This window comes from Hirschia baltica ATCC 49814, assembly GCF_000023785.1.
GTDB lineage: Bacteria > Pseudomonadota > Alphaproteobacteria > Caulobacterales > Hyphomonadaceae > Hirschia > Hirschia baltica.
On sequence record NC_012982.1, the window covers coordinates 2,647,234 to 2,669,251 of the forward strand.

A 22,018-nucleotide genomic window follows, 5' to 3' on the forward strand; every position below is an offset into this window, starting at 1 on the left:
TCCCACGCACTGTTATCCGTGCTTCAATAAAAATTTGGCGATTTTTCTAAATTTCTCGTCGTATGGGGGACGAAGCATTCCACCAATATCAAGGCCGCTTTGTTTGTAGACTGAGCGAGCATGGCTAAATTGCTTGAACCCATGAACACCGTGGTATGAACCCATCCCACTTGCACCCACTCCCCCAAAAGGAAGATCATCCATTGTGTAATGCATAATCACATCATTAATGGTGACACCGCCTGATTGTGTACGTGACATAACGATACCTCTCTCGTTTCTGTCATCGCCGAAATAGTAAAGAGCGAGCGGATTTGGACGATCATTTATAAAAGATATGGCTTCTTCAAAACTCTTATAAGTTTTGATCGGAAGTAGTGGCCCAAAAATCTCTTCTTGCATGACGAGAAGATCATCCGGCGGGTCTATAATTAGCGTGGGAGCAACAAAATTCTCTCCCTCACCTACATCTCCCCCTAGCCAATCTATTGATACGGTTTGAACACCTTGATCATTTGCTTCCGCCAAATAACTAAGCAAACGATCTTTATGGTTTTTGTTTATTATCGACACATAGTCTTTTGTGCCATTTTCCTTAGGAGCCATTTTTACGATAGCTGCTTTTAACGCAGCCACGATTTCATCCAAACCACTCTCAGGAACCAGCAAGTAATCTGGTGCTAGACAAATCTGTCCCGCATTTAAAAACTTGCCAAACATAATACGATTAGCAGCCAACTTTATATTGGCACGTCGGCCAATAAGAACTGGTGATTTACCACCAAGCTCTAGAGTGAGAGGCATTAAATTATTAGCAGCGGACGCCGCGATTTGTTTCGCCACCTCTCCACCGCCCGTATAGATCAAATGATCAAATGGCAAACGCGTGAACGCCGCCGCAAATTCATCGGCGTTTGGTGCAACAACCACTTCTTCTGCGTCAAAACTCTCTGATATTATTTCTGCCATTAATTCAGCGCAGGCAGGCGTCGAAGAGGACGGCTTTAGCATTGCACTGTTACCGGCAGCAAAAATGCTAGCCAAAGGTGAGAATGCTAGATTGAACGGAAAATTCCACGGACTAACGCATCCGACCACGCCCAATGGTTGATAGTGAATTTCTGCACGCCCACCCGCTATGGCAAATGCTATCTCAATCTTGCGTTTCTCAGGCCGCATCCATTTGCGAACATTCTTAATCGCCTCACGGATTGGCTTTGCTGTCGTTACAACTTCCACAAAATATGACTGGTGCGCAGAACGAAAACCAAAATCACTCATCATCGCTTCTTCTATCCGATGTGAGTTCTGCTCCAAGGCAGCTAATAACCTTTTGAGTCTATCAATTCTAAGGCTTGCATCTGGGGGGCCATTTTTACGAAACGCGCATTTTTGCAATTCCAAAGCGCCATTCAACCACTCGACACCCTTAAGTTTGGACAGATCTATTTGTTCTACCATTTGTTCCCGCCCATTTAAAATTTGTAAAGTTTCTTTGTTGATTAAAAACTACAGACCCGACCCTTTATGTCAATAGTTTATTATGTCCTTACGACATTATATTTATATAAAAAACTAATAATTTGTACTTTATATCCTTTGACGTATACTAAAATGGTGTCCGGTTGCTTGTCGGATGCTGGCAATAATATTGAAATCGAGTCGATAAAAACCATGAAAAAGAACAAAGACGCTTCCCAAGAATTTTTAGACCTATTCTATCCCATACATTATCTCATGGGTATGCAGATTGAAGATGCACTTCGCAGCGGAATACTCACCCGCCAACAAGCTTGCATCTTATGGACGATTAGAGCTGAGGGAGAAAATGGTGTAAGGATGCGTCGCAAAGATATCGAAGCCGCACTTTGCAAATGGTATGATGTAACCAGCTCTGCAATATCCAAATCCCTACGCGCCATGACTCGCCCTCCATTTGATCTACTTCAAATGACGGAAGATCCGATGAACGGACGCGAAAAATTCGTATCCCTAACTCCCAAGGGTAAAAGATGCGTCACAGGAATGATACACAATGGCGTGGCTATGGTCGACGCTATTGTCGATCACTTAACAGAAGAAGAGATAAAAAGTGGAATACACTTCCTATCTCGTGTATCTGACATAAATCGGCAGCTACAAAACGACATCACACCTTCTTCAACATCCAAAACAATTATAGAAGTCGATTAATGAACTCCAAAATATCCTTTATATTGGGATCTTAATTTGGTTTTTTGCACCTTACCAGTGGCACCCAGTGGAAGCTCTTTAACAAATATCACGTCATCAGGCACGCTAATACGTGCGACTTTGCTCGCGATAAAATTAATGACGTCACCTTTTCTTAGTGGCGTTTCTGGTTGACTTGGCACAACTATAAGTAACGGGCGCTCATCCCATTGGGGATGAGCAATTCCGATAGCTGCAACAGCGGCAATCTGTGGATGACTGGAAGCAATATTTTCCAATTCCACAGAACTAATCCATTCCCCACCCGACTTGATCAAGTCTTTGGCTCTGTCGGTGAGGAATAGAAAGCCCTCTTCAGATATCGAGGCTATATCACCTGTATCAAACCAACCTTCAGCATCAACGCAATCGCTATCCTGTCCGTGATACCTTTGAATAACCCACGCACCTCGTACAAAAAGTCGGCCAACACTGACACCATCCCTTGGAAGCTCATGCCCACTTTCATCGACGATTTTCAAATCGACACCAAAAACAGGACGCCCCTGTAGAGCCCGTATCTTAGCTTTGTCTTCTTTGGGCAAAAAAGCTGTTTGAGGCGTATCTGCATTTGCAGTTCCAATGGGACTCGTTTCAGTCATCCCCCAAGCGTGAATCACTTCAACGCCATACCCAGCAAATTCCTCAATCATTTTAGGCGGGGCAGCAGAACCAGCGATTGCAACTTTTTCAAGTTTACCCAATCCACTCCCACGCTTACTCGCCTCTTCAAGTAGCACCGAACAAATCGTCGGGACGCCAAGTGCGACGGTCACGCCTTGCTCCAAGACAAGATCGAGTAGAGATGGCCCATCCATTTTGAACCCAGGAAAAACCAAAGCCGCCCCATGCGCTAGACACCCATACGGCATGCCCCAGCCATTAGCATGGAACATTGGAACCATTGGAAGTACGCAATCAAGCGCACCAACACCCAATACGTCTTTCGCACTGACTGCTAACGCATGCAATACGTTAGAACGATGACTATATCGCACCCCTTTTGGACGCCCTGTTGTCCCTGATGTGTGACAAATGGCGTTTGCTGATTGCTCATCAAACATTGGCCATTCAATAGTATCTGAGTGCCCCGCGATATAGCTCTCATAAGAGACTGCTGGGAAAGGAATACTCTCCGTCATTTTGCTGTCATCTGTGAGGATAACGACGCGTTTGACCTTTGGGGTGTGCTGCAAAATAGCTGCAACAAGTGGTATAAATGGCGTGTCGATGAATAGCATTTCATCGCCAGCGTCATTGATGACATATGCAACTTGTTCCGGCGTCAATCGAGGATTAATGCTGTGTGCAATAGCCCCCACACCGGACAATCCATACCACAATTCTAAGTGACGGTGATTGTTCATTGCAATAATACCAGCCGAACTTCCCAGCTTCATACCATGCGACAATACGCTATTTGCAAGGGACGCTGCACGCTTGGCAATTTGAGCGAATATTACTTCGCTCAAATCACCTTCAGTGGTGTAACCCACTACACGCTGCGTCCCGTGCCAACGATGTGCATGCTCTAATATAGTTGATATCAAGAGCGGTTGATTTTGCATCAATCCAATCACGGACGTACTCCTATATTAACTTATCGAATTGGTGTTTCGAGATTCAAACTCACATGAAGAGCTTGTGCAGTATCTTGAAAATCTCGGAAACGAACGACCTTACCGTTACGCACTGTTAGAATATGCGCATAGTCGGAGGAATATAGACGACCCGTCGCTTTCAGGACCATCCGAAGATGGCCTGTTACAGCCACCTTCTCTCCGTCAGCGATAAAGTCTTCCTGTAGAAACTCCTGAATTTCCACATCATTTGCAACATGACCAAAAAAGACCTGACACTTCTCAATGCCTTTGTATATTCCTGCAAATGGAATAACTGACGGCCCATAATATTCGATAGAACAGTCTGGATCTATGTATGAAAACAGGCGCTCTGGGTCACCGGCGTGAACCGCTGCGTACCATTCTTTTGCTACTTCTAGCGAAGTCATTGTCATTAGATTTACCTCCTAGAATGCTGTTGAGAATTCGATACCGAATGTACGAGGCGCACCAAGCGACCCGACAAATTCAGCACCATATGTTGTTCCAGTTAGAATCTGATTGGTGAAATAAGTCTCATCAGTCAGGTTCTGGCCGAATACAGAGAATTTGTAAGGCTTGTCATCCGGAGAATAACTCGCCCGCGCTCTCAACACGCCGTAAGAATCTTGAGACGCCGCCTCAATATTGAAGACAGTGAAATAGACTTTGTCTTGCCAGGTGTAATCAGCGCGAAGCATCAAATCACCATTTCCAACTCTCAAGTCAGATTGCGCACCAAAGTTCACTTTGAATTCAGGAGCACGCGGCAAATTCTTACCTGCCAAGTCTACTAGTAAACTACCCGGAGCTTGGGTCAAAGGCGCAGGTCTTAGCGCTTCGGTTAAAGCACCTTCAGTAAATTCTGCGTTCAAGTAAGTCATCGAACCATCAAGTCTGAAGCTGTCGCTTAAGAGCGCAGCATACTCAACCTCGATACCAGTGACCTCTGCTTTACCAACGTTTCGGATAATCGGTTGATTACCAATAGAGTCCTGCGATTGTAGATTAGAATAATCATACAAGAATGCAGCACCATTGACCATCAAACGGTTCTCAAGAAGACTTGTTTTCCAACCCGCCTCGTACGACCAAATCTTCTCTGGCTCAAACGCATCTCTCTGGCTAGAACCGATGTTATATCCCCCACTTTTAAACCCGCGCTGTGCACTAACATAAAGCAGAATGTCATCAGCAGGCGTCCACTCTAGAGCAACTTTAGGTGTAACCGCATCAAAAGTAGTCGGCCCATTAACTGGCCCAACATTGAATCCGAATGGATCAGGCTGAACGACATCTCTGTCTTCACTTATAGCGTTTGGGAAGAAAATTGTGTTGGGTGCGAACCGAACTAAATCACCCCCAGCAGTGGCAGGAAGGAATGCTAAATCAAAGGCTTGGTATCCATCGCGTTCTTCCTCTGAATAACGCACACCAGCCTTCAGAGTTAGTGTATCCGTCATGTCAAAAGATGTATCGAAATACAAATTGAATGCATCTGATGTTTGTTGACCGTTTAGGTGAAGCTCACAACACAATTCCGTAGATGGAATATCAATCGGGAATGGAGGTAATACACCCGCTGCCTGCAAGTCAGAGAAACCCTGAATTAAGATAGGCTCCCAGAAGTCACCAAATATATTGTTTTGTATGTTGTTTTCTTCAGTGAAATATCCACCACCCAAGATCCAGCTAAAGCGGTCAGATGCTGGCGAGGTCAATTGAAAATCAATATTGCTCTGCTCGTGATCCTCAGCACGTAGAATGTAAGTGTTATAGGTATCACCAAGATCGAATGAGTTTTGGAATTCAGGGTCGGTCTTTTTATAACCTGCAATAACACTCAGGTCATAATCACCAATAGCCCAATCTAATTTTCCGGAAACACCCCAAACACTCGTGTCGTTAAAGTGATCAATGGAAGAGAATATATCTCTAGATTCAGTCTCAGTTATGTTTCCACTGTTTTTGATCGCAAAGTAAGGAATTGTCTGACTTCCCTCACGCGTATTTAGCCAACCATCAACTTCGTCTTGATATCCTAGGCTTGCAAAATGAAATACATTTGCCTTGTCATCTGCAGAGTAATAATCCCCAGTCAAAGTCAACATAACATCTGGTGTTATATCGGCCTCTACCGTCAGTCGCATTGTCAGATAATTTTGATCTTCAGCGTCATAGCTACTTCCATCTGCACGGTGGACGGTCGTGTATCCATCACGATCTTCATATTCTGCCGCAATACGCGCCCGAACCCCATCGGTAATAGAACCGCTCAAAGCGCCAAATGCTTGAATTCGGTTATAATCCCCATACACCAAGCGAGCTTCACCACTAAACTCTTCGGTTGGCCGTTTTGTTATAATATTGACCGCCCCACCCGTCGCGTTTCTTCCATAGAGCGTTCCTTGAGGACCGCGCAGGACTTCCAGTCTTTCAACATCGAAGAAACCTGGACCAATAGCTGCAGCCCTTGAAAGATAAACGCCATTCAAATAAGTCGCGGTTGAGCTATCAGCTCCTGCAACAATAACAGGCGTTCCGATACCACGAATATATATAGATGTGTCACCTTGATAAGAAGCAACCTGTAGGCCTGGCACTAAATCAGCGACATCTTCTACAGATTGAACGCCTTTATTTTCTATACCTTGGCTACTCAATGCCGAGACAGAACTACCTGTATCCTGAATACTCTCAGCGCGCCTAGATGAAGTTACCGTGATAACCTCCAAATACGACTTTTCCGACGCCACCTCAGGCAGATCAGTTGAAGTATTTTGGCTTTCTTGCGCTGTCCCGATCGTTGGAATTGTTAGGGCCAATACGCAAAGAGATGTGGTCGCCCACAATGCACGTTTAGTCATATCTTTTCCTCCCCGGCCCCTCTTATTATTTTTATGGAGACCATGTGTTTATATACATATATTGACTAGCCACTATTATATTTGTCAAGATATAATGGCCTAGTTTTAATGTGTCCTTAGGACACTATTTAGACAAACCCTTTAATTGGATCAGTCTGTTCTGACATTCCTCCGTCTTAAACCAATTAGATTAAGTCATACCCGCTAACTGTTTGGGTAGGTAAAGCCTCAAGCACTTCATCCGGCACGAAGAAATCACGCACTAGCGGCCCTTCAATTCCCGGAGAATATTTTGAGAAATCCGTCACTCCTTCATCGCGCAAAAGCTGCTCATCAATGAAGAAATTACCTGAACACGTTTTCGACGATTTATTCAAAATGACATAAGCAGCGTCAGCCAGAATTTCAGGAGTTCGACTTGCATCAGCCATTTTTTCTCCGCCCAGCGCATTGCGAACAGCAGCAGTATCAATAGCGGTCAAAGGCCATAATGAATTAGCCGCAATCCCATCCGCCTTAAACTCAGCAGACAGCCCGAGCGTACACAAACTCATCCCCATTTTCGCAATTGTATAACCAAGATGCGGCGCAAACCATTTAGCTTTCATATCAAGCGGTGGCGCGAGGGTGAGAATATGCGGATTTGCAGCTTTCTTAAGGTATGGAATACATGCACGAGACACCATATAGGTCCCTCTTGTATTGATTCCATTCATCAAATCATATCGCTTCATATCCGTCTCAAGCGTACCTGTCATACTAATGGCACTCGCGTTATTTATACAGATATCAACGCCACCAAATCTCTCGACTGTTTGAGCAACAGCTGCAATCACCTGTTCTTCTGAGCGGATATCACAAACCACAGGCAATGCCGATCCACCGGCCTTCTCAATAGCTTCAGCAGAAGAATAAATCGTTCCCGGTAAGTTGGGATGCGGCTCGACTGTTTTAGCTGCAATTGTGACATTAGCACCATCCGCTGCCGCCTTCAAAGCAATTGCTAATCCAATCCCACGACTGCCCCCAGTCATAAATATCGTTTTACCTTTTAAACTCACACTTAACTCCCGATGTCTATTGCACATATGTAATAATGCACATATAAATTTAAAAACACAACTCGTCAAAGGTTAAACTTTCAAAAAAAGGGCTTACAGACATGCGTGGGTACACACTTTCAATTGATGACGGCATTGCGCATTTGATACTCAACAGGCCAGAAGCATCCAATGCACTGGGAGCGAACTTTTGGAATTCCCTCCCTGGTGACATTTGGGAATTAGACAAGAGCGGAGAAGTAACTAGCCTTGTCATTTCTGCAGAAGGTAAAAACTTCTGTAGCGGGATGGATCTCTCTGAATTCTCTACAGGAATTCCAGAAACAAACACACCCGAAGAAAGAGAAGCATTCTATCATTTAGCCTTATCCCTGCAGGAAACATTCACTTGCCTCGAACGTACCAGATTTCCGGTTATCTCCTCTATTCAAGGTGCCTGCGTAGGTGCCGGACTAGAACTAGCCGCAGCATGTGATATCCGGTTTGCAACACACGACTGTTTTTTTCGGATTGAAGAAATAAATACAGGTATCATGGCTGATGTCGGTGCACTTCAACGTTTACCTAAGATTCTTCCCGAACCTGTCGTTAAAGAAATGGCATTCCTTGGAACCCCTTTGCCTGCGGAACGGGCCTCACACTTTGGCCTCGTATCAGATACGCTTTCGTCAACCCCAGAAGAAGCCTTAAAGCAAGCGCTTAAAGCTGCCAAAATCATTGGCCAGAAAGCCCCCGTCGCCATCGCGGGATCCAAATCAGCACTCCATTGGGCAAGAGACCATTCAATTTCCGACTCACTGGAATGGTCAGCCAGAACGCAGTCTTCTCTATGGAGCAAACACGACATTATGGCATCTATTGCTAGCCGAATGCACAAAACACCTGCTAAGTATTCTCAGCTTGGAAAGAAAAAACTTTTAGGAGAAACCTAAATTCATGGCTTTAGCTGAAGCAATACTTGTGTGTCTTAGCGAAAAAGAAATGTCAGGTTATGATCTAGCGCGCCAATTCGATACATCCATCGGGTTCTTCTGGCGCGCTACTCATCCTCAAATTTATCGCGAACTTCGGAAATTGAAGGAGAAAAACTTCGTCATCTCTGAGGAATTTATTCAAAGTGGACGCCCCAATCGGACAGTCTACAGAATAACGGATGCAGGCTTATCAGCTATTGAGAAGTGGTCCCGCCTGCCGGTCGACCCTCCCTCTATCAAAGATGATTTGCTCGTGCGCCTCTATTCCATAGACGCTATCGACAATAATGCCCTAAAAGAACAACTTGAAATTCGACGAGACCAACACATGCAGCGCCTTATCCGCTACAAATATATTAAGACCCATCAATACTCCGAGCCCAATTTAACGCGAAACCAGAAAGGCAAGATGGAGGCATTGGCGCTTGGTATCAGATATGAGCAAACTTGGGTGGAATGGTGCGAAGAGGCAATAAACCGCCTTTTTACGGAAAGCCCAGATTAAATAGCTCTACAATTTTTGAACAATCATGACGCTACAATAAGGTCTTTAAAGTCTACATCTAACGACGACACCAATTCCCGCTTAACCGATAGTTCTGACCGCATAACTTTGCGAGCAAACATATAAGCTCGGGGCATATCTACCGTTTCAGCAGCTAAGAGTTTTCCATCGGCAAAATGAAATACAGCATAACTTTTCTTATCCATATCATATCGAATCAAACGTTCTGATTTATCTGACGTTATACCCACCATTTTCAAATTATAAGGCAATTGATCAGACCAGAACCAAGGTGTTTCCTTTATAGGAAGCTCTTGTTGCGTGATATTCGCGGCACAAATATCCGCTGTTTCAATTGCATTGTGAATACTCTCCAACCGAATCGCAGCATTGTCATCCAGCGCAGCTCTAGCACAGTCGCCTATTGCGTAGACGTTAGATATAGAAGTGCAAGTATCGTTTTTAGTGAGAATGCCTCGATCAACTTCCAGCCCGATGTCTTCTGCCAAATCTGTATTTGGCTCACTTCCAATCGCTACGATTATCGCATCAGTTTGGATAAGCTCACCACTTTTTAGTCTAGCACCAGACACATGTCCGTTCTCACCGATAATTTCATCAACCTGAGCAGAAAACCGAAATTCAATCCCGTTTTTCGTATGCAAGCTTTCAACATAATTTGATAATTCAGGACTAGCGGTTCTCGCCATACAACGCTCACCGGCCTCAGTGACACACACATTCACCCCCTCGCGATTGAGTGCAGCTGCCACCTCAAGACCTACATACCCTGCGCCTATAACCAATAAACGTTTAGCGTCTGTTATCCCCTCTGAAAAACGTTGCGCATCTTGAAAGGTCTTAATACTAAAAACGCCGTCTAACTTAGAGCCACAAATATTTAATGTTCGCGGTGCAGCCCCCGTCGCCAATATAAGGTGATCAAAGGAAAACGCCTCACCTTTCACAAAGACTTTATTATTCTCCAAATCAATTTTTGAGACAGCAGCATCTAGATGAAGCAATATGTCTTTATCCTTGTAGGCTTCTTCACCATATAAAAATTCTGGCTTTGGCAATTCTGCAATTAATGTCGATTTTGATAAAGGCGGACGAGAGTATGGAATTTCTCTTTCATCTCCCAAAACATAAATAGGCTTTGAATACTTGCGTTTACGAAGAGAGAAAGCAACATTTACTCCCGCGTGACCAGCACCAATAATGACAACACTCATAGAGCCAGTGCTCCATACAGTCCGGGAGCCCCAATAAGCACGTACATAACACCTTGAGGCATTTGGGAGTATTTTTGCTTCACAGCCGGTGGAAGAATGAGCCCCCATAAAGCGCTCAAAATTGCGCCGCCAGATAACAAGATCGCAATATCATCTGAGTTCATATGGCAAGCTGCATACCCCAACCCAACGGCCAAAACGGCCAACCAAATAGTAACGACATGCCAACAAAAATACTGCGTGTATCGCACCTGAGCTTCCGCTGCATCACCCTTTAACAAAGGCTTTGCCACAAGCTTTCCTCCCACAAAGACATGTAAGATCAAAACGCCAAATGCTGCAATTGACGCAGCCAATATCCAACTATTCATGCACACCTCCATATGTGCATAATTACATAATATATTAATAATATATGATCAAGAACTATAATCTGTTTGGTTCGAGAATACAGGGGCAATTGCTAATGCTTAACCATACAATCATAGGGCATTGTCTGATTAAACTACTCACTTTCAACATTGCTAGCTTTCGCCAAGTTGAAACCATGAAAACATCCATCTACCGCTATTTCAAAACCTCACCAGAAATCATCAAACTTGCCGTGATGATGTATATTCGTTTTCCACTCTCACTGAGAAATGTCAAAGACCTACTTCACGAGCGGGGAATTGATATCACGCACGAAACTGTTCGGTTTTGGTGGAACAGGTTTGGTCCCTACTTCGCATCAAAGATCAGGTCAAAACGTTCGGCTCAAATGCGTAAGTTCCCTCAATGGCAGTGGCACCTTGATGAAGCTCGTGCCGGAGCCTTTTTCGCTTAGCTTTGATCTACTAGATCAAAGCTTTGGCATACGCTAACCAGCTCCAAAGTCGTCAAGATCAACGGTGAGCTTCACTATCTTTGGCGAGCGGTGGATCATAAAGGTGAAGTCCTAGAAGCTTACGTTACCAAACGCCGTAACAAACGAGCAGCATTGAAGTTTTTACGTAAAGCCATGAAGCGATATGGCCCGCCTCACCTGTTAGTCACGGATAAATTGAAATCATATCGTGCAGCAATGAAGGACATTGGAAATGCTGATAGACAAGTGACAGGACGTTGGCTGAACAATAGATGCGAGAATTCTCACCAGCCGTTCCGACGACGAGAAAAGATCATGAATAAATTCCGGCAGACCAAGAGTTTGCAAAAATTCATTGCCATTCAATCGTCAGTTCACAACCATTTCAATTTGGAGAGACATCTCTACTCAAGATACAATTTTAAACGAAACCGTGACGTCGTTCTGAACGAATGGCGACAGCTTTTCACTGGCTAAAAAAACACCCTAACCCGCCAATTAGAGACCAGTTAGCTTTTGTCTGACACCCCCATACAAAGCCAAACTCCATGCACCAGAGACCAGTTCGCTTTTGTCTGCCACTCTCCCCCAAAAAAAATGAGGGCTCCGTATAGGAGCCCTCTTCAATCTGGTTAATTTGTGCGAGTTTTATCCAATATCCCATTTGAAACGCAAACCGATCGCGCGAGGCGGAGCAATATGGGTACCAAAGCTTCTGACACTTGAACCAAGTACTATTTGGTTGGACAAGCTAGTCGATACTGCACCTGTCTCAACATACTCATCAAGTAAGTTGTTCACATACAATGTTGCAGACCATGGACCTGCATCATAAACCGCTGACGCATTCGCAACACCAAAGCTATCGAGCGTGAGACTGCTGCCGCGTGCACCGGTGCGCGTCAATACATCACTCTGCCAAGCATAACCTAAGTTAAACGCTAGGTCGCGCCCGCCTGAAAGCTCTACGCCGTAAGACCCAAATACTGAAAATTGATGCTCTGGAGAACCAGGCAAACGGTCGCCCGCTTTACCATCCTCAAAAGCACTGCCAAACCCTGGAGGTGTAATTGTGCGGATCAGAGACGGCACATCAGAAGTTAATTCAGATTGCGTGTAGCTATAGCTACCGCGCACCCGGAAAGCATCCGAAACACGCCAGTCACCAGAAAGCTCAGTCCCTAATGATTCAGCACCTTGAGCATTAATGGTAATTGGAATGCTCGCATTCACTGTCGCAGAAGATAGCTGTGGGTCAGTCCATTCTACAAAATACAGAGCACCATTGAGCGTTAAGTCTCCATCTAACCATGCAGACTTCAACCCTAACTCATAATTTGTTGTTTGATCTGGTCCGTATTCACGCTCATCAAACAAAGCAATGTCATCGGGATTAGGGCCATATTGCTGCCCTGGTGCCAATGCACATGCACCTTGGCTGGCTTCAGGATCGTAAACGTCACATTGTCCAATACCGTTTGAATCACCAATACGGTAACCTTCAGAGACTGTACCATAAATCATGATGTCATCACTGATGTCATACGAAACGTTGAACTTATACAAGAAACCATCATCGGCTTGGCTTAATTCAGTTGTAGCACTTCCAATTTCATCAATTGTTGGCGCAACAAAGTCTGGATCAAAGAGAGGGAAATCAACCGCGCTAAATGATTTCAGTTCATAGTCATAATAACGACCACCAACAGTCACACTCAAACGCTCCGTAAGATCATACCCAATCTCGCCGAAGAAAGCTGATTCAACAAGCTCTGTGCGACTTTGAGAGAAGTACTCAAGGTTGTCAGAACGATCAAACCCAGCAAAGTCAGCATATCCCGGCGTAAATTCAGCAGAGAATGCATAAGCATCTTGTTTATTGTAGAAACCACCAACAATCCAATTAAATGGACCATCTGTTTGAGAAACCAGACGGATTTCTTGGTTGAATGTATCTGTTTCACCAACTTCATGTGTAAACGCTGTAAATGTCGGGAAAGTTTCGTAACTGTACTCAAGTGAGATCAAAAGGTTTGTTTGATCGCGCTGACCGTCATCAGCGAACTTTGATTTACCTGTCGCGGAAGTAAGCTCTGCAAACCCAAGATCCGCAATTACTTCAAGTGCAAACAATTCGTTCGTAATTGTGTTTGGTTCTTCAACACGTGAGGCAACATCATATTTGCCCGCTGGAACCACTGTAGAACGCGCAGCAGATGTACTACGACCGCCAATATCAGATTCTTGATAGTAATAGGTCAAATTGGCATCAAGCCATTCAACAGGCTGCCAACGCGCTGCAAGACGACCAGAAATAGTCTCTTCACTGTTCACATCAGTTTGTGGGTTTAGGTTAGCAGCAACATCGGCAGGGTCTGTAAAATCAGGATCTGGGTTTGACGCCCCAATAGTCTGCACAATAAATGGCGCATCCATATAACCAGAATCGTTTGAAACATCCAAAGACCCCCGCACAGCGAAATTATCTGCGATCGGCATATTAAAAGTAAAGCCGACATCGTGACTCAGTGAATCTGCTTCAGAATACTGATACGTGTCCGCACGTACTGATAAAAATTCATCATCAAAGTCAGGACGGTTTGGAATATAGCGAATTGCTCCACCAAGTGTTCCTGCACCATACAATGTTCCTTGAGGCCCCAACAGAACCTCAACACGTTGCATGTCATTTAATTTCAAATCAACAAAAAGAGGGATTTCACCAAGATAGGTCGCAACCGTACCACCACCATCATTGTTTCCATCTCCAGAACCAATTGGGTCTGCATTCAATCCACGTACAATGATCGGGTTACCTTGACGCCCACCACGGTCAACAATGTTAATACCCGGTACATATGCCAACACGTCAGATAACTCGGCTAGGCCCTGCTCCTCAATTTGAGCTTCCCCTAAAGCTGCAATATTCAAAGGAACATCCTGAACCGTTTCGTTACGGCGTGTAGCTGTTACAATAATTGTATCTGAAACCAATTTGTCTTCTTCAGCAGCGACTTCTTGAGCACCAGCTGGCTGACTAAGAACCAACCCACTAGCAAGCAATGCAAATGCGCTAGACGACTTTAGGATCATTTTTCTTTTGGACATTATGCTACCTTTTTTCGTAATTTTTGCCATTGCACTCTGTTATGATTTAAAGCACTAGCAGACCTTCATAGTTTTTATCTCGGTTCAATGATCAAACTCAATTGCGTGACATAGAGGCATTATAGTGTCTAATTTAATGTATTTATATGCATCAAAACGGGGGTTATTTAGAAACAATACATCATTTTGTATCGCTTTGATCGCTCAATCTTTACGTATTGAATGACGATGTACAGTGTTTCGTAAACAGGAAATATGCCATTATGATTGAACAAAAAACCAACATGCTAATAATTGAGGCAGAGCGACTATTATCTGTGCGAAATTATAAAGCAGCTCATGCAAATTGCATCGAAGCACTGAAGCTATCTCCCAACGCACACGCACCGTTTTACCTTTTAAGTATATTGACCTTTGATCATGGAAATTTGGACAAAGCACTCGAATTAGTAGAAAAAGCGATTGCGCTTAGCAAAGGTAAGACAGGTAGATATCATGCTTGGCATGGCAGATTACTCACCAACCAACATCAACGCGATCTTGCGGTTGATGCTGCACGGGCAGCAGCAAACTGTCCCGATAACTCTGCACAGACTCTAGATACTATTGGCGTCGTATTAAGCCGATCCGGATACCATTCCGAAGCCATTCAACACTATATACAAGCAACAAACTTAAGCCCGCAAAATGCAGCATATTGGTATAATTTGGGAGCAGCTCAACAATTTGTCGGAGATATGAAGGAAGCTGAGCTCTCGTATTCACGCGCTATCGAAATCGATCCAACATCATATAAAGCTTGGTCATCACTGGTTTCCTTGACCAAACAAACTCAGGAAAAAAACTTTCTTTCCGAACTAAAAACGCAATTCCGTCATTTAAAAAAGCCAGATGAAAGACTGAATATCGGACATGCAATAGCTAAAACCTATGAAGATTTAGGCCAAATCCAAGATCAAATGCATTGGCTGGAAAAAGCAAAAAAGCTAAAATTTGAGACGCAAGCTTACGACATCCAAAACGACATTCCGCTTTTCCAAGCAGCGCAAAAAACGCTTCATTTTTCTTATTCGAATTACAGCGCCCCCGAGGCGGCACCAATTTTCGTAATTGGCCTTCCTCGTTCCGGCACGACACTTGTTGATCGCATATTAAGTAGCCATACAGATGTTGAATCTGCAGGCGAACTCACTGACTTTGCTCTAAAACTAAAAAAGGCATCCGGCACGTCTTCTCCATACATTCTTGATGAAGAAACCTTATTAGCTTCTCAAAGACTTGACCTCGGCCAAGTTGGCCGAAAATATTTAGAAAGCGCTTCCAAGATCGTCCCAAATGCACGAAGAATTCTTGATAAAATGCCTTTGAATTTTTTCTGCGCACCGCTGATTTTACAAGCCATTCCAAATGCCAAGATTATTTGTGTGCGACGACACATAGCTGACAGTGTCTTGAGCAATTACAAACAATTATTTGCGACGTCTTTTTCTTACTATAATTACAGCTTAAATTTGGAAGATACCGCAAAATACTGTGTCCAATTTGACAAGCTGATGGCGCAATACTCCGCAAACCTACCTTCAGAAAAATACACAGAAGTTTATTATGAAGATATCGTCGCCAATACAGCTAAAGCGGCGCGAGAGTTAGTCGGTTTTTGTGACTTGGAATGGCAAGATGCTTGTGCATCATTTCATAAGAACTCTGCCCCAGTTGCAACAGCAAGTTCTGCGCAAGTTCGACAACCAATTTATAAATCAGCTCTAGCACGATGGAAAAAATACCAAGCGGAATTAGAACCCGCACTGCGCATTTTAAAAGAAGCCGGCATTAAATTAGATTAACATTGAATGAAGCATTGTCAGATTAAACGCTTCGTTTTCAACTTGGCTCATTTTCGCAAGGTTGAAATGATGAGAACATCAATATTCCACTATTTCCAAACCTCCTCTGAAATCATCAATTCACAAACACTTCAACTTGGAGCGACACCACTATTCAACACCAAATTTCAAACGAAATCGTGACGTCGCGCTGAACGAAAGGTAGCAAATTTTCTTTGATTGAAAAATGCTCTCACCCGCAAATCAGAGACCGGTTCGCTTTTGTCTGCCCCCCCTCCATATTGTCAGGCTAAAGACAAACTAATGTTTATCTGACGTCTCGTCATCACTTATTTGATCAAAGACTATCCTACGAAGATAGTCACCTTGAGCTTGAAATTTAGGCGGCAAAATAACTTGTGTCATGAAGACAACCCCATCACCTGTTTTGGGATTAATCCAGAAATAAGTATTTCCAGAACCTGACCACCCGAAACTCTCTAACGGCAAACGTTTATCTTTTGAGGAATGTTCACTTCCAACTTCAAATCCCAATCCAAAATCAAATAGAACATTACCAAATGATGCGTTTATTGGGTTCGATACCATGACCTCTAGAGATTCCTGGGACAATACCCTGTGCCCCTTATAGATCCCTCCCTGCCCAAGCATTTGCACAAAATGGAGATAGTCAGCACCAGTTCCAGCAATAGCGCCTCCCCCATCTAGCAAGCGGGATGGATCTTTGTAATCGGTGTTTTCCCAATCCTCTATCCGCTTTATTCCATCCTCTGTCATCATATAGTTCACGACAAATCGAGAGGCATCTGCCTCATCTAATAGAAATTTCGTATCGGACATTTCCAAAGGATCAAATATCATTTCCTTTAGTGCGATATTGAGCGCTTTTCCCGTTATTTTTTCTACAACTGCCCCCAAAACTGTCGTGGAATAGCTATACGCAAATTCTTGGCCCGGCTGATGCAATAAAGGTGCTTTTCCAAGGCGTTCCATCAGTTGATCAAGCGACTCTGCTGGCGCACCATCTCCTGGCTCGCGCCCAACAGGTGTATCTCTCATAACACCATATTTGCGATAATAAGCATGAACGGGCGAATTTCCCATAAAATGGTATGTGACACCTGAATGATGTCTCAACAAATCTAACATCGTTATTGATCGATTTATTGGCTCAGTTACCATCTCATCCAAATCGCCAGACACATACACTTGCATATTCGAGAATTCAGGTAATATTTCTTCTAATGGCGTATCGAGTGAGAGTTTCTGCTGATCTACCAACATCATGATTGCTGTACTCGTCAGCGGTTTCGACATTGAATAGAGACGAAATATGTCATCTTCTTTTAAAGGTTTTTGAGCCTCAATATCTTTGAAACCCGCTACGAGTTTACCTTTAACTTCACCACCATCTATCAAATAAACGACGGCACCAGGTATTTTTCCAGACGAGACAAGTTCCGTAACAGACTTCTTAATATTCGCAGCTTCTTGTTCGAGGCCTGTTTGATTAGGAGAGCACGACGCAATGCTGCACAATAAAACAAATCCAATTAAAATTGGTGCGGCATACCTCGGTAAATCTCTCAACATCACTTCCTTTTCAATTTCTGCTTATTGTCGATTTAGCTGAACAAAGCATCGACACCTCTTAGACTGACTTTCATCTAGAATGAGGCTATTTCTCCATGCGAAAAGCATTATCCCCCATAAAGCTTAGCCCGGACAAAGAGGCAGTGGGATATCGGAAACGCAAGTAAACAATTCATGGAACAATTGATTGAACGAGCAATGCCAAAATTTTCATCAGGCTTTACGACAAAGAGAGAAAACCACGGACATATTTCGGCCAACTAAGGGTCTACAAAAATACATCCCTATTCAATCCTCCGTTCAATATCACTTTGAGCTTGAAAGACATTTCAGACTTCTAGCTGGACGGTGACGCCGTATGTGTCCGATGGCCGTTACTTTTCAGTGATTGAAATTACGCCCAACCACCCGATACAGACCAGTTCACTTTCACTTATTATCATCCAATTTAGTCACACGCATGTTACATAACTTTGCTAAATTGAATTTTACTCACCAAAAATGTTTGAAAAATTATACTTTGCTCAACAATCACCAAAATATTAAAACCTCTGTTAGCTGGCTCAAAGAAGAAGGAAAGATAATGCTCCCTCCCCAAACAATTGCTAAACTACTAGCTTTAGGTTTGGTGGCGATCTTTAGCGTCTACCTTTTAAAGATCACAAATCAGACTACTCAGGCGGCAGATGGCTCCGCCTCCCACCCCTATCGCGTGATGTTAATTCCTGCTGATGGCGGAACTGAAGACGGCACTCGAGCCGATTTCAAACCTGTCTTTGATGCCATCACGCAAACAACTGACATTCATTTTGATATAAAAGTGGGCCAAAGTTACGCCACGGTTATTGAAGCGATTTGTTCTGATGTCGTAGAGATAGCTTGGTTCGGGGCAGCTTCCTATTTACCCGCAAAACAGCGTGGTTGTGCAGAGCTTTTAGCGGTAGATGTTAAAGACAACAGCTCAAGCTATTTTTCCGGTATTTATGCCCGCAAAGAAAGCAATATTTTAACAGTGTCCGATATTCAAGGTCACTCAATTGCTTTTGGCGATCCCAACTCAACATCAAGCTTTGTCTACCCCGTTGCTATGATTGTTGATGCCGGCCTAGACCCTATAAACGATCTTAAACAAATCCGCATTACTGGAAGCCATGCCAATAGTCTCAAAGCTTTATCTGAAGGCCAAGTTGATGTAGCGGCGGCTTCTTTTGACAGCTTTGAAAAAGCGATTAATCAAGGAATTATTGATGCCAATGCAGTTGTCGTTATTGGTAAATCAGCACCTATACCTAACCCACCACTCACAATGTCAACGAAATTACCTAAAGAGGTGAAAGCTAAGCTGCGTTTAGCTTTTAAAAACGTACACAAATCTGCGAATATCAGCCCAGAAATGATCCGTGGTTATGGCGGCAATCAAGTCGACCGATACGATACAGTTATAACCGATGATATTCTAGCACCTGCGCTCGTTGTTATTTCAAACGTCACAAGTGATATGCGTTCTGCAATTCTCGCTAAGGCAAATAAATAATGCCAACAGCAGCGCAAATCCAATCTCATTCAACTTCATATGCAGAATCTACCCACTTAGTCTTTAATAATATTTGCAAGAAATTTCCCGACGGCGCATCTGCGCTTGAGGGTGTCTCAGCAACGATAAACAAAGGTGAATTCTGCGTTATTCTGGGGCAATCTGGCTCAGGAAAATCCACTCTGCTTCGGGCCATAAATGGGCTAACTGTCTTATCATCTGGGGAGTTGATACTCGACAGTGCCCCCCTCACCCCATCTTCACTTCGCGGCATTCGCCGAAGAGTCGCCATGGTCCATCAACACTTTAATCTGGTAGAGCGCGCTAGCGTCGCCACAAATGTACTGATTGGCGCAGTTGCTGAAGTTAGCATGTGGCGCGCTATGTTGGGATGGTATCCAACACATTTGCGCAATCGCGCTTGCCAAGTTATTGAGCGCGTTGGGCTTGATGAAAGCCATTTGAAACGTCGTGCGTCAACGCTTTCTGGCGGCCAACAACAACGCGTGGGCATAGCAAGAGCTTTAATATTAAGCCCTGAAATAATATTGGCAGATGAACCCGTTGCCAGCCTAGACCCAGCAATTAGTAGAGAAATACTAAACCTTATTCGCACTGCCGCTCGTGAACAGAACGCGACCGTCCTATGCAGCCTCCATCAAATTGATCTTGCACGTGAATACGCCGACCGCATTATCGGTCTACGTAAAGGGCGTATCATATTTGATGGTCCAGCGGCAAATTTTGATGCTAAGGCCGAAGCCGCTCTTTATGGCAAAAATCACATTCCAACGTCGACCAATGAGACAGCGAAACCCGAGCATGTTTGATAACCAACCAGCCGATAATGATCGCTTCTCTCCCCGCGCGCAGGATTGGCAACTAAAAGCACCTTATGACTGGCGCACAGCCCTAGCAATTTTGGTTATTGCCATTGTTCTGGCCTGGTCAGGAGAGCGCATGGAAATCCCTAAAATGTTGGGACTTTCATCCGAAGCAATACTTTCAACCATAGGACTAGAAGAAGAAAGTCAAGTTGGAAAAGGGCTGGGAAGAATGCTCAGCGAATTATTTCCCTTCGTCATAGAAAGTCGACAGGAAATATCTCGCCTTTCAGATTTCGATAGAAACTCACTCCCCCTTTTCACACGGATTGAGACAGCAGAAGTGACAACCTTCCGCATAAACTCTGACACATTAAAAGCGGAGCCTCAGATAGAGACAGTTGAATATTTAGTGCATCCTTTCGGCTACCTTCTAAACGTTTTGGGCAAAATGGTCGAAACATTTGAAATAGCGATCTGGGCAACAATCATTGCGGTGATAGTATCCATACCTTTAGCTATTTTAGGCGCGCGTAATTATACACCCAACAGCCTCACTTATACTGCTAGCAGAGGGATAGTCAGCTTTTTAAGGTCAATGCCAGAACTCATTGTAGCGATGTTTCTTGTGCTTGGGTTTGGGTTTGGTGCCATCGCTGGATACCTAGCTCTAAGCTTGCATGGAATGGGATTTCTGGGTAAATTTTATGCAGAAGATATTGAAGCTTCAGACACAAAACCACAAGAAGCACTTAGAGCATTAGGCGCAAGTAAGTTACGCGTTTTACGGGCCGGCGTTCTGCCTCAGGTCGCACCATCATATGTCGCCTATACGCTTTATGTCCTTGATAGAAATGTACGAATGGCTGCAGTCATAGGTCTCGTTGGCGCTGGTGGTATCGGTCAAGAATTAAAGGGACGCTATGATACTTTTGAGTATGGGCATGTTGGTACCATTCTTCTTGCAATTTTCCTCACTGTTTTAGCGCTGGACCAGATCTCTGCTCGATTACGTGCACGCCTTATTGGGTAGGTTAGATTTGAGTGCCTTAAAAGACAAAAACTGGATCGTTGATCTTTCAATAAGGCTTCACCACCCTTCTATTGATAAAGCCTTGCAGCATCCTCAAACTTTGCACGAGATTCTTCATGACTTCGACGACGCATGCTTTGTTTCCCACACCAGTTATGATCGCACCTGAAATTCTGGATAATGCGCAAATTGCGCAAATAAAAACTGACATTTCGGAAATGGATTTTGCTTCAAATGCAAAATCATCTGCGCTTGCACATTCGAGTTTGGATATGGGGCCACTGAATCCAATGCTTCAAAAAGCTCTTATTCCTGTACAGGATAAACTTGTTGCTTTTGGCCGAGAACTATTTGGCGAAGAGCTAAATTGGACGATTAAAGAAGCTTGGGTGAATATTCTTGAAACTGGCGGTCATCAGGCCATGCACTTGCATGCCAATAGTTTTATCTCTGGTGTTGTTTATCTTACAGATTCACATCCATCTGCAAATCTCATATTTCAAAAACCAGAGTCACACACCAGCTTTGTATTCTCAAACTTTAATGCGCGCTCCGAGCTAAATCCCTTCACTGCCGCACGATGGCAGGTGCCAGATATCAAAGCTGGCGATCTAATTCTTTTTCCTAGCTATATGATGCATGGTGTCGCTGGCAATGAAGGCGAGCAAAGGATCTCACTCGCCTTTAATGCAATACCCGATAAATTAGACTCTTGGGGTTATTCAGTTCGATTTAATCCCGATTAACATCAGTCCTCATT

At 43.9% G+C, this 22,018-nt stretch carries 17 protein-coding genes and 1 pseudogene; 9 read left to right on the plus strand and 9 right to left on the minus strand.

Going from position 1 to position 22,018, the window contains the following annotated elements:
• Positions 1 to 12 precede the first annotated feature (12 nt).
• Positions 13 to 1,461 carry a coniferyl aldehyde dehydrogenase gene (locus HBAL_RS12465; protein ID WP_015828300.1) on the minus strand — a complete coding sequence of 483 codons (1,449 nt, stop codon included), beginning with the start codon at positions 1,459 to 1,461 and terminating at the stop codon, positions 13 to 15.
• Positions 1,462 to 1,674: 213 nt separating this feature from the next.
• On the opposite strand from HBAL_RS12465, the gene HBAL_RS12470 reads away from it, so the two are divergent.
• Positions 1,675 to 2,193: a helix-turn-helix domain-containing protein gene (locus HBAL_RS12470; protein ID WP_159098038.1), complete on the plus strand. Its 519-nt coding sequence runs from the start codon at positions 1,675 to 1,677 to the stop codon at positions 2,191 to 2,193.
• On the opposite strand, the gene HBAL_RS12475 is transcribed toward HBAL_RS12470, so the two are convergent.
• From HBAL_RS12475 to HBAL_RS12490, 4 genes are all read right to left on the minus strand, one after another.
• On the minus strand, positions 2,190 to 3,812 hold the full coding sequence (locus tag HBAL_RS12475; RefSeq protein WP_015828302.1) for a long-chain-fatty-acid--CoA ligase: 1,623 nt from the start codon (positions 3,810 to 3,812) through the stop codon (positions 2,190 to 2,192). The genes HBAL_RS12470 and HBAL_RS12475 overlap by 4 nt on opposite strands.
• Positions 3,813 to 3,832: 20 nt before the next feature.
• Positions 3,833 to 4,249 carry a nuclear transport factor 2 family protein gene (locus HBAL_RS12480; protein WP_015828303.1) on the minus strand — a complete coding sequence of 139 codons (417 nt, stop codon included), beginning with the start codon at positions 4,247 to 4,249 and terminating at the stop codon, positions 3,833 to 3,835.
• Between the two features lie 12 nt (positions 4,250 to 4,261).
• Positions 4,262 to 6,700, minus strand: coding sequence for a TonB-dependent receptor (locus tag HBAL_RS12485; protein WP_015828304.1), 2,439 nt, complete (start codon positions 6,698 to 6,700; stop codon positions 4,262 to 4,264).
• Between the two features lie 185 nt (positions 6,701 to 6,885).
• Positions 6,886 to 7,761, minus strand: coding sequence for an SDR family oxidoreductase (locus HBAL_RS12490; protein WP_015828305.1), 876 nt, complete (start codon positions 7,759 to 7,761; stop codon positions 6,886 to 6,888).
• Between the two features lie 101 nt (positions 7,762 to 7,862).
• Between HBAL_RS12490 and HBAL_RS12495 the strand changes: the two genes are divergently transcribed.
• Together HBAL_RS12495 and HBAL_RS12500 are read left to right on the plus strand one after the other, a co-directional pair.
• Entirely contained in the window at positions 7,863 to 8,693 is an 831-nt protein-coding gene (locus HBAL_RS12495; RefSeq protein ID WP_015828306.1) for an enoyl-CoA hydratase-related protein, read from the plus strand.
• Between the two features lie 4 nt (positions 8,694 to 8,697).
• Complete coding sequence (locus HBAL_RS12500; protein WP_015828307.1) at positions 8,698 to 9,240, plus strand: PadR family transcriptional regulator; 543 nt, start codon at positions 8,698 to 8,700, stop codon at positions 9,238 to 9,240.
• A gap of 23 nt (positions 9,241 to 9,263) precedes the next feature.
• On the opposite strand, the gene HBAL_RS12505 is transcribed toward HBAL_RS12500, so the two are convergent.
• Both HBAL_RS12505 and HBAL_RS16780 read right to left on the minus strand, forming a co-directional pair.
• Positions 9,264 to 10,475, minus strand: coding sequence for an NAD(P)/FAD-dependent oxidoreductase (locus HBAL_RS12505; protein ID WP_015828308.1), 1,212 nt, complete (start codon positions 10,473 to 10,475; stop codon positions 9,264 to 9,266).
• On the minus strand, positions 10,472 to 10,846 hold the full coding sequence (locus HBAL_RS16780; protein WP_015828309.1) for a hypothetical protein: 375 nt from the start codon (positions 10,844 to 10,846) through the stop codon (positions 10,472 to 10,474). The genes HBAL_RS12505 and HBAL_RS16780 overlap by 4 nt, the downstream gene beginning before the upstream one ends.
• 176 nt (positions 10,847 to 11,022) lie before the next feature.
• Between HBAL_RS16780 and HBAL_RS17060 the strand changes: the two are divergent.
• A pseudogene (locus tag HBAL_RS17060) lies at positions 11,023 to 11,799 on the plus strand (IS6 family transposase).
• Positions 11,800 to 11,970: 171 nt separating this feature from the next.
• Here the strand turns inward: HBAL_RS17060 and HBAL_RS12525 are convergent.
• Positions 11,971 to 14,430, minus strand: a complete 2,460-nt coding sequence (locus HBAL_RS12525; RefSeq protein ID WP_015828310.1) for a TonB-dependent receptor — start codon at positions 14,428 to 14,430, stop codon at positions 11,971 to 11,973.
• A 263-nt stretch (positions 14,431 to 14,693) separates the two neighbouring features.
• On the opposite strand from HBAL_RS12525, the gene HBAL_RS12530 reads away from it, so the two are divergent.
• Entirely contained in the window at positions 14,694 to 16,274 is a 1,581-nt protein-coding gene (locus HBAL_RS12530) for a tetratricopeptide repeat-containing sulfotransferase family protein (protein ID WP_015828311.1), read from the plus strand.
• Between the two features lie 300 nt (positions 16,275 to 16,574).
• Here the strand turns inward: HBAL_RS12530 and HBAL_RS12535 are convergent, their stop codons facing one another.
• Positions 16,575 to 17,867 (minus strand): serine hydrolase domain-containing protein, encoded by a 1,293-nt coding sequence (locus HBAL_RS12535; RefSeq protein WP_015828312.1) that lies wholly within the window; start codon positions 17,865 to 17,867, stop codon positions 16,575 to 16,577.
• A 583-nt stretch (positions 17,868 to 18,450) separates the two neighbouring features.
• On the opposite strand from HBAL_RS12535, the gene HBAL_RS12540 reads away from it, so the two are divergent.
• The 4 genes from HBAL_RS12540 (at position 18,451) to HBAL_RS12555 (ending at position 22,004) form a co-directional block, all read left to right on the plus strand.
• Complete coding sequence (locus HBAL_RS12540) at positions 18,451 to 19,401, plus strand: phosphate/phosphite/phosphonate ABC transporter substrate-binding protein (protein ID WP_015828313.1); 951 nt, start codon at positions 18,451 to 18,453, stop codon at positions 19,399 to 19,401.
• Positions 19,401 to 20,231, plus strand: a complete 831-nt coding sequence (gene phnC, locus HBAL_RS12545) for a phosphonate ABC transporter ATP-binding protein (protein ID WP_015828314.1) — start codon at positions 19,401 to 19,403, stop codon at positions 20,229 to 20,231. Before HBAL_RS12540 ends, phnC begins: the two co-directional genes overlap by 1 nt.
• On the plus strand, positions 20,224 to 21,258 hold the full coding sequence (gene phnE, locus HBAL_RS12550; protein WP_015828315.1) for a phosphonate ABC transporter, permease protein PhnE: 1,035 nt from the start codon (positions 20,224 to 20,226) through the stop codon (positions 21,256 to 21,258). Before phnC ends, phnE begins: the two co-directional genes overlap by 8 nt.
• A gap of 116 nt (positions 21,259 to 21,374) precedes the next feature.
• Positions 21,375 to 22,004, plus strand: coding sequence for a TIGR02466 family protein (locus HBAL_RS12555; RefSeq protein WP_015828316.1), 630 nt, complete (start codon positions 21,375 to 21,377; stop codon positions 22,002 to 22,004).
• Positions 22,005 to 22,018 lie beyond the last annotated feature (14 nt).

Coding starts and splice junctions, on each gene's coding strand:
- HBAL_RS12465 (WP_015828300.1), bottom strand. CDS start 1,461: ATGGTAGAACAAATAGATCTGTCCAAACTTAAGGGTGTCGAGTGGTTG.
- HBAL_RS12470 (WP_159098038.1), top strand. CDS start 1,675: ATGAAAAAGAACAAAGACGCTTCCCAAGAATTTTTAGACCTATTCTAT.
- HBAL_RS12480 (WP_015828303.1), bottom strand. CDS start 4,249: ATGACAATGACTTCGCTAGAAGTAGCAAAAGAATGGTACGCAGCGGTT.
- HBAL_RS12485 (WP_015828304.1), bottom strand. CDS start 6,700: ATGACTAAACGTGCATTGTGGGCGACCACATCTCTTTGCGTATTGGCC.
- HBAL_RS12495 (WP_015828306.1), top strand. CDS start 7,863: ATGCGTGGGTACACACTTTCAATTGATGACGGCATTGCGCATTTGATA.
- HBAL_RS12500 (WP_015828307.1), top strand. CDS start 8,698: ATGGCTTTAGCTGAAGCAATACTTGTGTGTCTTAGCGAAAAAGAAATG.
- HBAL_RS12505 (WP_015828308.1), bottom strand. CDS start 10,475: ATGAGTGTTGTCATTATTGGTGCTGGTCACGCGGGAGTAAATGTTGCT.
- HBAL_RS16780 (WP_015828309.1), bottom strand. CDS start 10,846: ATGAATAGTTGGATATTGGCTGCGTCAATTGCAGCATTTGGCGTTTTG.
- HBAL_RS12525 (WP_015828310.1), bottom strand. CDS start 14,430: ATGTCCAAAAGAAAAATGATCCTAAAGTCGTCTAGCGCATTTGCATTG.
- HBAL_RS12530 (WP_015828311.1), top strand. CDS start 14,694: ATGATTGAACAAAAAACCAACATGCTAATAATTGAGGCAGAGCGACTA.
- HBAL_RS12535 (WP_015828312.1), bottom strand. CDS start 17,867: ATGTTGAGAGATTTACCGAGGTATGCCGCACCAATTTTAATTGGATTT.
- HBAL_RS12540 (WP_015828313.1), top strand. CDS start 18,451: ATGCTCCCTCCCCAAACAATTGCTAAACTACTAGCTTTAGGTTTGGTG.
- phnC (WP_015828314.1), top strand. CDS start 19,401: ATGCCAACAGCAGCGCAAATCCAATCTCATTCAACTTCATATGCAGAA.
- phnE (WP_015828315.1), top strand. CDS start 20,224: ATGTTTGATAACCAACCAGCCGATAATGATCGCTTCTCTCCCCGCGCG.
- HBAL_RS12555 (WP_015828316.1), top strand. CDS start 21,375: ATGACTTCGACGACGCATGCTTTGTTTCCCACACCAGTTATGATCGCA.